Source organism: Nocardia grenadensis NBRC 108939 (assembly GCF_001613445.1).
Classification (GTDB): Bacteria; Actinomycetota; Actinomycetes; order Mycobacteriales; family Mycobacteriaceae; genus Nocardia; species Nocardia grenadensis.
This window is the reverse complement of sequence record NZ_BDCJ01000006.1, coordinates 92,570-105,690: the sequence shown is the minus strand read 5'-3', so window position 1 is coordinate 105,690 and position 13,121 is coordinate 92,570. Positions and strand designations below refer to the sequence as shown.

The following is a 13,121-nucleotide window of genomic DNA, read 5'->3' as shown; positions in this document are numbered from 1 at the left end:
CCGGCGGCTGCTTACTCGGTGCGGACTCCGGGGCCGATACCGAGCATCGACAGGAGCATCCGGCATTCGTCGGCATCGGCGGCATAGGCGGCCACGACCCGCTGCGCCTGACGAGCGGTCTCGTCGGCGAGGGGTTCCAGATCGTCGTCGGCGATACCGTTGGCGCTGCTCTTCGCGGCCATCTCAGTCCTCCCGGCAGGTGCGCTTGTATGTGAAATGTCAATGGTATCTGTCCCGGGTCGGGGCTGCTTCCGGCGCGGGTAACGTGGCGGAGCCCCCGGGGCTATACCTTTGGCAGCAGAAACGATGAGGAAGGGGCCCGCAGCATGCCGTTGGCCACGGTGAACGGAATATCGCTCAACTATCAGGTCAAGGGAGACCGCGCCAAGGGCACCGATATCAAGGGCGGCGGTCCGCTGGTGGTGCTCGTCATGGGCACCGGTAGCCCCGGCCGGGTATGGGAGCTGCACCAGGTGCCGGCCCTGCTCGCCGCCGGTTACCGGGTGTGCACGTTCGACAACCGGGGTATCGCTCCCAGCTACGAGGCCCCCGACGGGATGACCATCCACGAGATGGTGGCCGATACGGCGGCCCTGATCGAGTTCCTCGACGAGGGTCCCGCGCTCGTGGCCGGCACCTCGATGGGTGCCAGGGTGGCGCAGGAACTCGCGCTGGCCCGACCCGAACTGGTGCGTAAGGCGGTATTCCTCGCCGGCCACGGCCGGCTGGACCAGTTCCAGAAGACGCTGTCGCTGGGCGAGCACGAGCTGGACGAGAACGAGGTGCGGCTGCCGGCCAAGTACGAGGCCGCGCTCACCGCGGTGATGAATCTCTCGCCGGCCACTATGGCCGATACGAACAAGGCCCGCGACTGGCTGGATCTGTTCGAGTTCACCGGCGGTCCGGTGTCGCCCGGGATCCGGGCGCAGCGCCGGATGGACCACGAGTTCGACCGGCTACACGCCTACCGCGATATCCGGGTGCCCTGCCTGGCCGTCGGCTTCGCGGACGACCGGATGATCCCGCCGTACCTGGCCAGAGAGGTCGCCGACGCTATTCCGGGCGGGCGTTACCAGGAGGTTCCCGATGCCGGTCACTACGGCTATCTGGAGCGCCCGGACGCGGTGAACAAGATCCTGCTGGAATTCTTCGCGGCGTGAGGGGAGGGCCCAAAGCTAACGCCGAGCTTGCTAGGGTCGACACATCGTTTGGGTTCGCGACACGGCAGCCGGAAATCAGACCCGAGCCGCCGGGGCGGGCCCACACAGATCCGAATCCGCAACCTATGAGTACCCCAGTGAGGTGAAATGAGCACCAACCCGTTCGACGACGAGGACGGCCGCTTCTTCGTACTGGTCAACGACGAAGAACAGCACTCCCTGTGGCCCGCCTTCGCCGAAGTCCCGGCCGGCTGGCGGGTGGTCTTCGGCGAGGAAAGCCGTGCGGCCTGTGTGGAGTACGTGGAGCAGAACTGGACCGATATGCGGCCCAAGAGCCTGCGTGACGCCATGGCGGCGGACGAGGCGGCCCGCAAATAGGCCGTTCTCCGCTTTCGCGGGCCCGGCCGGCGCAGGCGACATCCCTTTCGTGCGATATCTTCCGAGGTGTGGCACGGCGGATGCGTGAGTGCAATGGCCGGGCTCTCATATTTCGCGAACTCGGTAATCGCACCGTATGATCGGCTGCCGAGCGACCGCATTTCCGGCCACTCCGCCGCCTTGGCGCAACTGGCAGCGCAACGTACTTGTAATGCGTAGGTTGTGGGTTCGAGTCCCACAGGCGGCTCCGCTCACCCCGGCCCACCGATATGTCGGTGGGCCGGAGTATTTTTCGCGCCATGAGGCCCTGCCGGGGGTGCCCCGCGCTGCTGATCAGGCGCAGTCAGAAACTGTATTGCACAACGAAATGTCAGCAGGCCGCGCAACGCGTGGAGAAAACCCGGTTCTGGCCTGGCGACCGGCGAGGCCGATGTGGGCAGCTACCAGGGGCACTACATACGCGACTATCTCACGCAGGCACAGGATGGTCGCTGCGCCATCCGCGGGATCGGTAGCGTTTGGCAGAGCGAGCCGCTGGTATTCGTCCTCGACCACATCGACGGCGATCCGACCGCCAACCGGCGGGAAAATCTACGCCTCATCTGCCCGAACTGTGATTCGCAGCTGCCGACCTTCAAGAGCCGCAATCGCGGCCGGGGCCGGCATCTGCGCCGCGTCCGTTACGCGCGCGGCCAGTCCTATCGACCGGGTCGCCCCGGTGGCGCGGGCGCCGGTCAGATCGGAGTGACCGAGGCGACCAGCCAGCGATCGTCGGATTTGTCGAGCGCGACCCGCACCCGGCTGCCGGTGGTAGTGCCCTGCGGGCTTTCCTTGCTGGTGGTGACCTGGTTGAGGAACAGCAGCACCACGGCGTGCGCCCGGTCGGCGGAGACCACTCCCCCGGCCTGTGTGGTGGCCTTGACGGTCAGTTCCTTCTCTTTGGCGCCGGGGACGATGGCCTTGTCGATCAGCTCGAGGTAGTCGGCCTTGAACTCCGGGGCCAGGTCCTCGGCGGTTTTGGGGAGTTCCTGGTCCACCGTCTGGAATTCGTAGCTGAACATGGCCGACACCGTGCGGGTCGCCGCGGCCACGGCATCTGTGCGGGACTGCTCCGACTGCCGGTAGTCCCAGTACCGGTAGCCGCCGATACCGGCCACCACGGCCGCCGCCACCACGACCACCGCGGTCACGCCGACCAGGATCTTGTTACGCACGCTCATTCTCGGTTCCTCTCGGCATGCAGGGTGGCCCGGTCACTCATGCCACGAATTTGACGTCCGAGGCGGTCAGCGTGCCGTCGTCGGCCCGCTGTACGGTCACCCGGAATCGATAGAACCGCTGCTGCTGTTCCTGCGACCCCGCGTTGGTGAGCGTCTGCTTCGCCGCCACCAGGATCACCGCCGAGTTCTCGTCGTCGCGTTCGACCGCGGCCTCCACCACCTCTCCGGTGGAGACGACGTTGGCCTGTTTCACGATTTCGGTGAACGGGTCCACCCGGCCGTCGAATTCGGTTTTGAATTCACCGGAGGCCATGGTGAGGATGCGGTCGATATCCTCTTTGGCGGTATCGGCACGAATCGTCGTCAGATTGAGCACCGTCTGCCGCGCGGTGGCCACGTATTCGGAGCGGCGTTCGTCGCGCTGCTGGGTGGACTGCACGGCGAACACCGAGACCACTGCGGCGGCGACCAACCCGATCACCAATACGACCGCCGCGGCGAGAGCAGCGATCCGCTTCCACGACGTGCCGGATGCCGGAACCTCGGTGGTTTCGGTCGCGGCCGCCTCGGAGTCGTCGCCGGCCTTCTCCGTCGCGGCGCCGGCTTTCACCAGCTGTACGGTTTCCGCCGAACCCTCCGCTACCTCGCCGGAGCCCGCCGCTCCTTCGGTAACTTCACCGAGAGTGACCTTTTCGGTGACGGGCTCGGCAGTGGATTTCTCGCCGTCCCCTATCGTCTCCTTCTCGGCCGCGGTCTCGGTAGTCGCGGTCGCGGGCTCTGTTTTCGCAGTCCGCGCGGAAGCTGCTCCGGCCTTCGGGGCGACGGTTCCGGTCTGCTCGGCGGAATCCGCCACTTTCCCGGTGGCGACCGTCCCCGCGGCTGCTGTCGTCTCTTCCGCCGCCCCGGGATCGGCAACTCCGGTTTCGAGCTTCTCGGTCGCCGCGCTCTCGGCCGGGGGCGGGCCCGCGGTGCGGCTGGCCCGCCGGCGGGTACGGCGCGGGCCCTTGGTTTCGCTCATCGTTGCTGCTCCTCGAACATTGCCTGCCAATCCGCGGGTACGGTGCCCGAACCGCCGGGGGCGATATCGCCCTGACGGTAGCTGCGTCCATCGCTGCTGGTGTAGACCCCGGTGGCCGGATCGTAGGAGAGTGCGGCGGCGGGGGTGCTTGCGCCCGAGAAACTAGCAGGTGCCGGGGGTACTCCCGCAACCCCCGGCGCCGTGTCGGGGGCGGCCGCGGGCGCCCCCGGCGCCGGCGGTTCGGTCGGAGCGACCGGCTGCGGCGGCCCGAAGGGTGGATTGGTGCCGAGCGGAACGTATCCGGTGCGGCACAATTCGGGACTCGGTGCCCGGCGCCCGGGATATTCCATACACGGCGTATTCCGGATACCGCGGACCGCGGTCTTGTCGTCCTGCGGCACCTTGCAGTAGAGACCCTCGGGCGTGTCGATGGTGTCGAGTTCACTGGGCGAGCGACGCTGGTCGGGTGGAAGGAAGCCGGTGGTGCAGGGCGGCGGGTCGTTGAGCACGGTCATGAAGTCGACCAGGGCACCGTATTCCATCGGACCGCGGACCGCGGTGAGCAGTGCCGCGATCAGCGGCGGATACACCACCAGGATCTGTTCCAGACCGGAGTGGTAGGTGACCCCCACCTGGCCGACACTCACCAGATTGTTCAGCAGCAGTGGGAGGGTCGGCTGCAGATCTTCGAACTGCCGGGTCACCCGCTGGAGCGCGGCCGGGCCGCCGGCGAGGATGTTTCGCAGCGCCGGATCATGGGCGCGCAGGGTGTCGGTGACGGTGGCCAGGTCCCGGGTCCAGGAGCGGATCGCGGCATCGGAGTTCACCTGGGTGTCCAGCAGCGGCCCGATCTGTTCGATCAGCTGTTTGGTGGGGCCCACATTGTCGTTGGCCTCCTGTATCAGCAGCGACGCGGAGTCGATGAAGCGCTGCAGATCCGGTCCGACACCGTTGAACGACCGGAACGCCTCGTCGATGACCTGCCGCAGCCGGGTGTCGGCGACGCTGGCCAGCAGGCGGTCGGCCTGGTCCAGCAGCGCTCCCACATCCTGTGGGAGTTCGGTGCGGTCGACCGGGATCACGCTGCCGTTGTAGAGGTTGGCGCTGCCGGGATCCGGCGGCGGGACCAGGTCGACGTACTGTTCGCCGATCGCCGAGACGCTCCGGACCAGCGCCGAGGAGTCGGCGGGAATCTTGTAGTCGCTGTCGACCGACAGTTTCGCCTCGACTCCCTCGGTGGTGAGCCGGACCTCGCGGACCACCCCGACATTCGTGCCGCGGTAGGCGACATTGGCGTTCTGGTAGAGCCCGCCGGTGGCCGCCAGTTCCACCGTGACCTCGTAGCGGCCGATCCCGAGCAGCGCGGGTACACCCACATAGGTACCGCCCATGACGGCCAACCCGACCACGGTGAGGATCGCGAAGATCGTCAGCTGGATCCGAACGAAACGGGTGAGTGTCACGGGCCCTCGCCCCCTTGCGGCTGCGGCCCGGGCGCCGGCACCGTGAGCCCGGGGATGGCGGGCAGGCCGGGAATCGGCGGCAGCCCTGGAATTGTCGGTTGCGGCTGTTCGCCGGCGGCCGGCGCGGGCGGCGGCGGTGCCAGCGGGGTGGTCAGCGGGTTGCCCTGTTCGCCGGCGGGTCCGGCGACCTGACCGAGCGCGACCTCGACGCCGCCGAACATACCGCCCAGGCCGGTGCCGGTGAGGAAGTTGGAATCCAGTCGCGCGCCGGTGAGGTCGACGGTCATGAACAGGTTCAGGTAGTCGCCCTTGATCGCCTGGTCCAGGTTCTTCAGCGGGAACGGGAAGGAGGCGATGATCTTCAGCGATTCGGTGAGATCGGCACCGGTGTCGGCGAGTGTCTGCAGGACCGGGGCAAGGTTGGCCAGGTTCGCTTTCAGGTTGTCGCCGCTCGCGGCGATCAGGCGGTTCACCACATCACTGAGCTCACCGAGTTTGGTGATGGTGGTGGTGATGTTCTGCCGCCGGTCGGCGAGCACGGTGAGCGCCGGATGGATCTCTTCGATGGCCGCGGCCACCACATCGGTCTGCTCGACGAACTGCCCGCTGACCCGGTCCAGGCCCTCCATCGCGGCGATGATGTCGCCCCGCTGCGCGTCGAGATTGCGGATCAGATCATTCATCTGCGGGATCAGGTCGCGTATCTCGTCCTCGTTGCCGACGAGTGCCTTGTTGAGTTCGGTGGTGATGTTCTCCAGTTGCGAGATACCGCCGCCGTTGAGCACCACCGACAGCGAGGACAACACCTGTTCGGTGGTCGGGTAGACCCCGGCCCGGTCCAGCGGGATCACATCGCCGTCGGCCAGGCGGCCCTCCGGCGGCACCCCGGTCGGCGGCGCCAGTTCCACATGGTTGCTGCCGAGCAGGCTGGTCTGGCCGATCTTGGCGGTGGAGTTGGCCGGCAGCACCACGCCGGGGTTCAGCGATACCGTGACCAGCGCGTGCCAGTCCTCGACCTCGATATCGGTCACCGTGCCGACCGCGACGTCGTCGACGCGCACCGGTGAATTCCGGGTCAGCGTCGTCACATTCGGCATCTGGATCCGGACTTCGTAGGAGCCTTCGCCGGTGCCCTCGGTACCGGGCATGGGCAGCGAGTTGAGACCGTCGTACTGGCAGCCCGTGGCCGACAGCGCCAGCGTCAGCCCCGCGGCCACCGTGGCGATCCGGCGCCGGGCGCCCGGGCCCCGCAACTCGAGCCGGCGCATCATCGTCCTCCTCCGGGCAGACCGGGAATTCCGGGCAGTTGCACACCGGGGATGGCCAGTCCCGCGACCCCGGCCGGCACGGTGATCGGCGCCGGTTCGGGCGCGGCCGGCGGGCCCACCTTCTGCGGATCCACCTTCCCGGCCAGATCCGGTGTCGTGTACTGCAACTGGTTCGGGAACGCGGTGACACCGGTGGCGGGGTTGGTCATGATCGGCAGGTAGTTCATGGCCAGCGAACTGAGCACCGGGGCGAGGTACTGGGCGCACAGGTCGGCGCTGGTATCGGATTCGTGCTGTTCGAGCGCGCGTACCGAACCGCACAGGAAGCTGAGCGGATCGGCGAAGTTGTTCAGCGAGATGGCGCCGGTCAGCGTGCCCTGGGCGGGTTTGTAGATCTGGTAGAAGTTCACCAGCGCGGTCGGGCCCGAATGCAGTGCCTGTTCCAGTTGCGGTCGTTTGTCGACCAAGATCTGGGTGACATCGGCCAGCCGCTGCACGCCCTCGGTGAGTTCGGTGCCGCTGCCGTCCAAGAACCGGTGCACATCGGTGAGCGCCAGGTCCAAGTTGTCCAGGCCGGCGCCGAGATCTTGGGAGACCCCGGCCAGCACCGAGGACACCGAGGCGAGCCGGCCACCGAACTCCACGATCTGATCGTTGCTCTTGGACAGCACGTCGACGAATTTCTGCAGATTCCGGATGGTGCCGAACAGATCGGTGCGGCCGTCGGACAGAGTGGTCAGGGTGGCCGAGAGTTCGCGCAGGGTGGCGCGGAACCGGTCGCCGTTCCCGTCCAGGTTGTCGGCGGCGGTGTCGACGAACCGGCCGAAGGAACCCTGCGGGTCGTCCCCGACCGGGCCCAGGGCGGTGGACAGTTTGTTCAGTTCGGTTTTGATGTCGTCCCATTCGACCGGGACCGCGGTGCGGTCGATCGGGATCACGGCGCCGTCCCCGAGGGTGTCGCCGCCGGTGTAGGCGGGTGCGATCTGGATGAACCGGGCCGAGACCAGCGACGGCGCGATGATGACCGCCCGCGCGTCGGCGGGCAGGTCGATGCCGCCGTCCACCGACATCGTGACCTTCACCTGCTCCTTGCCCGGTTCGATGCTGTCGATCCGGCCGATCGGCACGCCCAGCACCCGCACTTCGTCGCCCGCGTACAGGCCGCTGGTGGAGGTGAAGTAGGCGGTGATCTCGTTCTTGGTGATCCGTTGGTAGGCGGTGTACCCGCCGAAGGCGACCAGTGCCACCACCACGACACCGGCGACGATCGCCACCCACTTACGTGGCGCGGCCCGAACCTTGTCCGTCAGAGTCGACACAGAATCCTCCTCGGAGCAGATTCACGCGGCCCGCAAAGCCCGAAACGAGACGAAGTCATCGCAGCATCACTCCTTCTCGAAGCAGATTCACGCGGTCGGCGGAGGCCGAAGCGAACGCGGAGGTATCGCACCTCATCGGGGCGGCTCCTGGACGGACGGGCCGATCTTGGGACCGGGTTCGAGCAGATAGGCACGCAACGATTCGGGCAGATGCTGCGGCCACACCAGCGCGTCTACCAGCGGGTGCAGCGTCTCGCTGCTGGCGTTGACGACGTAGGCGTTGAAGTACGGCCCGCTGCCGACCTGTTCACCGAGTGCCGCGGCGAACGGGCCCAGGCCGTCGAGCGCGCCGTTGATGTTGTCCCGGTTGCGTTCCAGCAGGTCCAGGACCGAGTTGAGTTTGTCCAGCGCCGGCTGCAGCTGGGCCTCGTTGTCGTGTACCAGCCCGGACAGCTGCTGGGCGAGCGCGTTCACGTACACGATCATCTGACTGATCGCGGTACGCCGCCGGTCCAGTTCGCCGAGCAGCTGATTACCGTCCACCAGCAGGGCGTTGATGGAATCGGCGCGATCGGCCAGGATCTTGGTGACGTCCTGGGCGCGGGTCAGCAGATCCGACAGCGCCTGGTCGCGGGCGTTGATACTGCGTGAGAGCGCGGTGACCCCGTCCAGCGCGGACCGCAGCGGCGCCGGCGTATCGGAGAACGCGGCCGACAGCGTGTCCAGGGTCTGGTTCACCTTCTCCAGGTCCAGGTCGCCCACCGTGCCGGCCAGATCGCTGAGGGCTTCGTTCAGTGAGTACGGCGATGTGGTGCGGCCGAGCGGAATGGTGTCGGTGACCTTCAGGGCCCCGTCACCGGCCGGGGCGACGGCCAGCGATTTACGGCCGAGCACCGTATTGGTCTTGATGGCGGCCGAGGTCTTGTCGCCGAGCACGATCGATTCGTCGAGGCTGAACCGCACCAACACTTGCGCGCCGTCCAGGCTCACATCCTCGACCTTGCCCGAACGCACCCCCGCGACCTCCACATCGTCACCGGTCACCAGCCCGCCGGCGTCGGCGAAGTAGGCGGTGAACGTGGCACCGCCGCGGATGAAGGGCAGTCGTTCGAATTGCAGGGCCGACAGCGCGACCGCCACGGCGAGCACCAGTCCGACGACGCCGATGGTCACCGCGCGCGATTGCTCTTTCATTCGCTGGCACACCTTCCGGTCGTCTGCTCACCGGGTAGTTCGAGCAGCAGCGGTTTCCCGTCCGGACCGTCGATCAGGAAGTTCGTCCGGCATACGTACAGCTGCAGGAACGAACCGTAGGAACCGATGCGGATCAGCTTGCGGTAGGTGGCCGGCAGTTTGTCCAGCACCCACTGCACGGTGTCGGAACCGTTGTCGAGATTGGTGGCCAGCCGTCCGGTCTGCGCGACGGTCGCCGCCAGGTCGGGGCGGGCCTGCGCCAGCAGGTCGGTGGTGGCGGCGGTGGCGTCGGCGATGCGCGGCAGCGCGGCACCGATCGGGTCGCGGTCGGCGGCCAGTCCGCTCACCAGGCGGCGCAGTTCGTCGATGGTGGTGGCGAACTGGTCGCCGCGGTCGTCGATGGTTTTCAGCACCGAGTTCAGGTTGTCGATGACGCTGCCGATGAGCGCGTCCCGGTCGGCGAGGGTCTTGGTGAACGATCCGCCGCTGTTGAGCAGTTCGACCAGGGTGCCGCCCTGTCCCTGGAAGATCTGCAGCAGCGCATTGGTCAGATCGTTGACCTGCGCCGGGTTCAGCCCGCGCAGCAGCGGTTTGAACCCGCCGAGCAGCATGTCCAGGTCGAGTGCGGGTGCGGTTTTGTCCAGCCCGATGGTGCCGCCCTTGTGCAGGGTGGTCGCCTCACCGGCACCTTCCAGTAGTTCCAGATAGCGGTCACCGACGAGGTTCTCGTAGCGGATGGTCGCGCGGGTACTGGTCAGCAGCTTGTACTTGGTGTCGACATCGAACTTCACGTGCGCGTGGTATTCGTCGTCGACCTTCACCGACGACACCGCCCCGACCGGGACACCGGCGATCCGGACCTTGTCGCCGGGCAGCATGCCCGAGGCGCTGGTGAAGACCGCGTTGTAGCCGGTTTCCCGGGAGAAACGCATCTGCGAGAAGACCACCGCCAGGCCGGCGAAGATCAGGGTCATCACCAGCGTGAACACGGCGAGTTTGATGGTGGTACCGGTGTTTTTCATGGCTGTCCCACCCCCGGGAGTCCGGCGAACAGTACCTGGAAAACCTTGGGCGCGTCCGTCTGCAGCTTCGTCGACGGCGTGTAGGGATGCCCCTCCGAGGTATCGGTGACGACATAGTCGGAATGGCTGTCCGGCACCCGGTCGAGCAGACCCGCGCACCGCGGCCCACCGGTGGCGTTCACCTTCGGCAGATCATTCGGATAGGTGTAGGGGGGAGACCCGTACATGAATCCCGCGTTCAGGGCGACACCTTCTTGTCCGCCGCCGAAGACCGCCTCACCCAGGGGCAGCGCCTTGGCACTACCGCCGATCAGACAGAACAACGCTTCCTTGTACCCGTTCAGCAGCTCACCGGTCGGGCGTAGCAGCTCCAGAGCGGTATTGATCTGCGCCTCGTTGTCGCGCAACACCGCACCGGTGGTGTCGGCGAGACCGGTGATATTCGCCAGCAGGGAGTCCACATCGGATTCGGACTCGGTGAGGGTGCGGCTGCTGACCGTGGCGCCGTCCACGGTGCGCAGCAGATCACCGGAGACGTCGGCGTAGAGGTTGCTCACCGCGGCCGTGGTGTTCAGGTCGCGCTGCAGCGTGGGCAGCATCGGGTTGATCTCGCGCAGGTAGGCGTCGCTGTCGGCGAGCAGCTGCCCCAGGCTTTCGCCGCGGCCCTGCAGTGCCGTACCCAGGGCAGTCAGCGTGGCGCTCAGCTTCTCCGGCTGCACGTCGGCGAGGACATCGCTGAGGTGCTGGAACAGCGTGTTGAACTCGACGGTCACCTGATCGGCGGCCAGCAGCGCGCCCGGTTGCAGGGATTTCGCGGCGGGCTGCTGCGGGATCACGAAGTTGATGTACTTGGCGCCGAAGACCGTGGTCGAACGGATATCGACGGTGGAGTTGGCCGGGACCAGGTGCAGCAGGTCCGGGTTCAGGGCCAGGCGCAGATTCGTACCGTCGGCAGTGCGGTCGATTCCGGCGACCCGCCCGATCTGTACCCCGCGCACCTTCACCTTGGCATCCGGGTCGAGGACGAGGCCGCTACGCGGCGCGGACACGGTCACCTCGACGCTCGGGGTGAACCCGCCGAAGAACATGGTCAGGGAGACGGTCACGGCCGCCACGGCGGCCAGCACCATCCCCACTCCGGCCAGTTTCAGCCCGGCCTTCTCGCGGGCCGCGGTCCAGCGATTCGCCCCGATGGGGGCCCAGGGATCTTCGCCACCGCGGGACGACCCACTCGCGGTGGCGTTCGACGCCCCTGTCCCCTTGCTGTTCGCTCGCGTCAGTCCCGTCATCGCGGTTATCCGGAAAGGTTGAAGTTGCCGGAGGTGCCGTAGACGGCGAGGGAGATCAGCAGGGTCACCGTGACCACGGCGACCAGTGAGCTGCGCACCGCGTTACCCACCGCGACGCCCACCCCCACCGGGCCGCCGGCCGCGTTGTAGCCGTAATAGGTATGGATCATCATCACCGCCAGCGCCATGAAAATGGCTTGGGCGAACGACCACAGAATGTCGCTCGGAATAAGGAATGTAGAGAAATAGTGGTCGTACACACCGGCCGACTGACCGTAGATGACGACGGTGGCGAATCGGCTGGCGATGAATGATGCGATCACGGCCAGCGCGTAGAGCGGCACGATCGCGATCATTCCGGCAAGCACCCGGGTGCCCACCAGGTACGGCACCGGCCGGATCGCCATGGACTCCAGGGCGTCGATCTCCTCGGCCACCCGCATGGCCCCCAATTGCGCCGTGGAACCCGCCCCGATGGTGGCCGCCAAGCCGATTCCGGAGATCACGGGGGCGGCGATGCGGACATTGAGGAACGCCGCGAAGAAGCCGGTCAGCGCCTCGACACCGATATTGCCGAGCGAGCTGTAGCCCTGCACGGCGATGGTGCCGCCGGAGAAGAGGGTGAGGAAGCCGACGATCACCACGGTGCCGCCGATCACCGCGAGGGCACCGCTACCCATGCTGATCTCGGCGATGAGCCGGATCGTCTCGGTGCGGTAGTGCACCAGCGCGCGCGGCATGGAACCGATCGCCTTGCCGTAGAACACCGCCTGCTTACCGAGATTGTCCAGGGAGGTCGACCAGCGGCGGACGCGACGGGTGATTTTCGGGAAGCGGGACTGGATTATCACCGAGGCCGACATATCACCGCACCGCGAATTTCAGGCCGACGGCGGTGACCACGACATTCACCACGAACAGCGCCATGAAGGCGAAAACCACGGTCTGGTTCACCGCATCACCGACACTTTTGGGACCACCTTTGACATTCAAACCCAGATAGCAGGCCACCAGCCCGGCGATCAAGCCGAAAAGACCGGCCTTGACCGCGGAGATGAGCAATTCGGGGAGATGGGTCAGCAGGGTGATGCCGTTGACGAACGCGCCGGGGTTCACATCCTGCAGATAAACCGAGAAGAGAAATCCGCCCACGATGCCGATCGTGCACACCAGGCTGTTCAGCAGCAGCGCCACGAACATCGACGCCAGTACCCGGGGGACCACCAGGCGGTGGATCGGGTCGATACCGAGCACCTTCATGGCGTCGATCTCTTCACGGATGGTGCGGGCCCCGAGGTCCGCGCAGATGGCGGTGGCGCCGGCTCCGGCCACGATGAGCACGGTGACGATCGGGCCCACCTGGGTGACCGCGCCGAAGGCGGCGCCCGCACCGCTGAGGTCGGCGGCGCCGATCTCACGCAGCAGGATGTTCAGGGTGAAACTCACCAGCACGGTGAAAGGTATGGCCACGAGCAGTGTCGGGATGATGGACACTCGCGCGACGAACCACGACTGGTCGATGAACTCGCGCATCTGGAACGGCCGGCGCAGACTTGCCCGGGCCACAGCCGCGGCGAGTTCGAAGAATCCGCCGACGGCCCGCAATGGGACGGTAAGGACCTCGGTCACTGGTGATCCTCCTTGCCCGACTACTGGTCCCGCTGGCGGCAGCTCGGAGTACAACCCGGCGCGCGCCCCGCTAAGTAGAACACGTTCATTTCCTATTTGGGGCCATTTTGAGGCTTCTGAACTGGAAACTTGTTCAACCCCAGACAGCGGGATTGGAACAC

The 13,121-nt window shown here is 66.7% G+C and carries 13 protein-coding genes, 1 tRNA gene and 1 pseudogene; 4 read left to right on the top strand and 11 right to left on the bottom strand.

What is annotated here, in order from left to right; translation table 11 throughout:
• Positions 1 to 11: 11 nt before the first annotated feature.
• Positions 12 to 182, bottom strand: a complete 171-nt coding sequence (locus NGR01S_RS31480) for a hypothetical protein (protein WP_169811879.1) — start codon at positions 180 to 182, stop codon at positions 12 to 14.
• Between the two features lie 144 nt (positions 183 to 326).
• Here NGR01S_RS31480 and NGR01S_RS07425 point away from each other — a divergent pair, with 144 nt between their 5' ends.
• The 4 genes and pseudogenes from NGR01S_RS07425 to NGR01S_RS32330 form a co-directional block, all read left to right on the top strand.
• Entirely contained in the window at positions 327 to 1,160 is an 834-nt protein-coding gene (locus NGR01S_RS07425) for an alpha/beta fold hydrolase (protein WP_063035442.1), read from the top strand.
• Positions 1,161 to 1,307: 147 nt separating this feature from the next.
• Entirely contained in the window at positions 1,308 to 1,538 is a 231-nt protein-coding gene (locus tag NGR01S_RS07420; protein WP_063035441.1) for an MbtH family protein, read from the top strand.
• A 174-nt stretch (positions 1,539 to 1,712) separates the two neighbouring features.
• Positions 1,713 to 1,785, top strand: a tRNA-Thr gene (locus tag NGR01S_RS07415).
• 52 nt (positions 1,786 to 1,837) lie between these two features.
• Positions 1,838 to 2,240: pseudogene (locus NGR01S_RS32330) on the top strand (HNH endonuclease family protein); the annotation flags it as partial.
• Positions 2,241 to 2,272: 32 nt separating this feature from the next.
• Here the strand turns inward: NGR01S_RS32330 and NGR01S_RS07410 are convergent.
• The 10 genes from NGR01S_RS07410 to NGR01S_RS07365 form a co-directional block, all read right to left on the bottom strand.
• Positions 2,273 to 2,758, bottom strand: coding sequence for an Rv1363c family protein (locus NGR01S_RS07410; RefSeq protein WP_063035440.1), 486 nt, complete (start codon positions 2,756 to 2,758; stop codon positions 2,273 to 2,275).
• 37 nt (positions 2,759 to 2,795) lie between these two features.
• Positions 2,796 to 3,776, bottom strand: a complete 981-nt coding sequence (locus NGR01S_RS07405; protein WP_063035439.1) for an Rv1363c family protein — start codon at positions 3,774 to 3,776, stop codon at positions 2,796 to 2,798.
• Positions 3,773 to 5,239 (bottom strand): MCE family protein, encoded by a 1,467-nt coding sequence (locus NGR01S_RS07400; protein ID WP_063035438.1) that lies wholly within the window; start codon positions 5,237 to 5,239, stop codon positions 3,773 to 3,775. The genes NGR01S_RS07405 and NGR01S_RS07400 overlap by 4 nt, the downstream gene beginning before the upstream one ends.
• A complete protein-coding gene (locus NGR01S_RS07395) occupies positions 5,236 to 6,510 on the bottom strand; it encodes an MCE family protein (RefSeq protein ID WP_063035437.1) in 1,275 nt (424 codons plus the stop codon). Before NGR01S_RS07395 ends, NGR01S_RS07400 begins: the two co-directional genes overlap by 4 nt.
• Positions 6,507 to 7,826 (bottom strand): MCE family protein, encoded by a 1,320-nt coding sequence (locus NGR01S_RS07390; RefSeq protein WP_373861400.1) that lies wholly within the window; start codon positions 7,824 to 7,826, stop codon positions 6,507 to 6,509. The genes NGR01S_RS07395 and NGR01S_RS07390 overlap by 4 nt, the downstream gene beginning before the upstream one ends.
• Before the next feature lie 132 nt (positions 7,827 to 7,958).
• Positions 7,959 to 9,020 carry an MCE family protein gene (locus tag NGR01S_RS07385; protein WP_063035435.1) on the bottom strand — a complete coding sequence of 354 codons (1,062 nt, stop codon included), beginning with the start codon at positions 9,018 to 9,020 and terminating at the stop codon, positions 7,959 to 7,961.
• Positions 9,017 to 10,042: an MCE family protein gene (locus NGR01S_RS07380; RefSeq protein WP_063035434.1), complete on the bottom strand. Its 1,026-nt coding sequence runs from the start codon at positions 10,040 to 10,042 to the stop codon at positions 9,017 to 9,019. The genes NGR01S_RS07385 and NGR01S_RS07380 overlap by 4 nt, the downstream gene beginning before the upstream one ends.
• Positions 10,039 to 11,172 (bottom strand): MCE family protein, encoded by a 1,134-nt coding sequence (locus tag NGR01S_RS07375; RefSeq protein WP_063035679.1) that lies wholly within the window; start codon positions 11,170 to 11,172, stop codon positions 10,039 to 10,041. Before NGR01S_RS07375 ends, NGR01S_RS07380 begins: the two co-directional genes overlap by 4 nt.
• Before the next feature lie 164 nt (positions 11,173 to 11,336).
• Positions 11,337 to 12,194 (bottom strand): MlaE family ABC transporter permease, encoded by an 858-nt coding sequence (locus NGR01S_RS07370; protein ID WP_063035433.1) that lies wholly within the window; start codon positions 12,192 to 12,194, stop codon positions 11,337 to 11,339.
• A gap of 1 nt (position 12,195) precedes the next feature.
• Positions 12,196 to 12,960 (bottom strand): MlaE family ABC transporter permease, encoded by a 765-nt coding sequence (locus tag NGR01S_RS07365; protein ID WP_030522899.1) that lies wholly within the window; start codon positions 12,958 to 12,960, stop codon positions 12,196 to 12,198.
• Between the last annotated feature and the right edge of the window lie 161 nt (positions 12,961 to 13,121).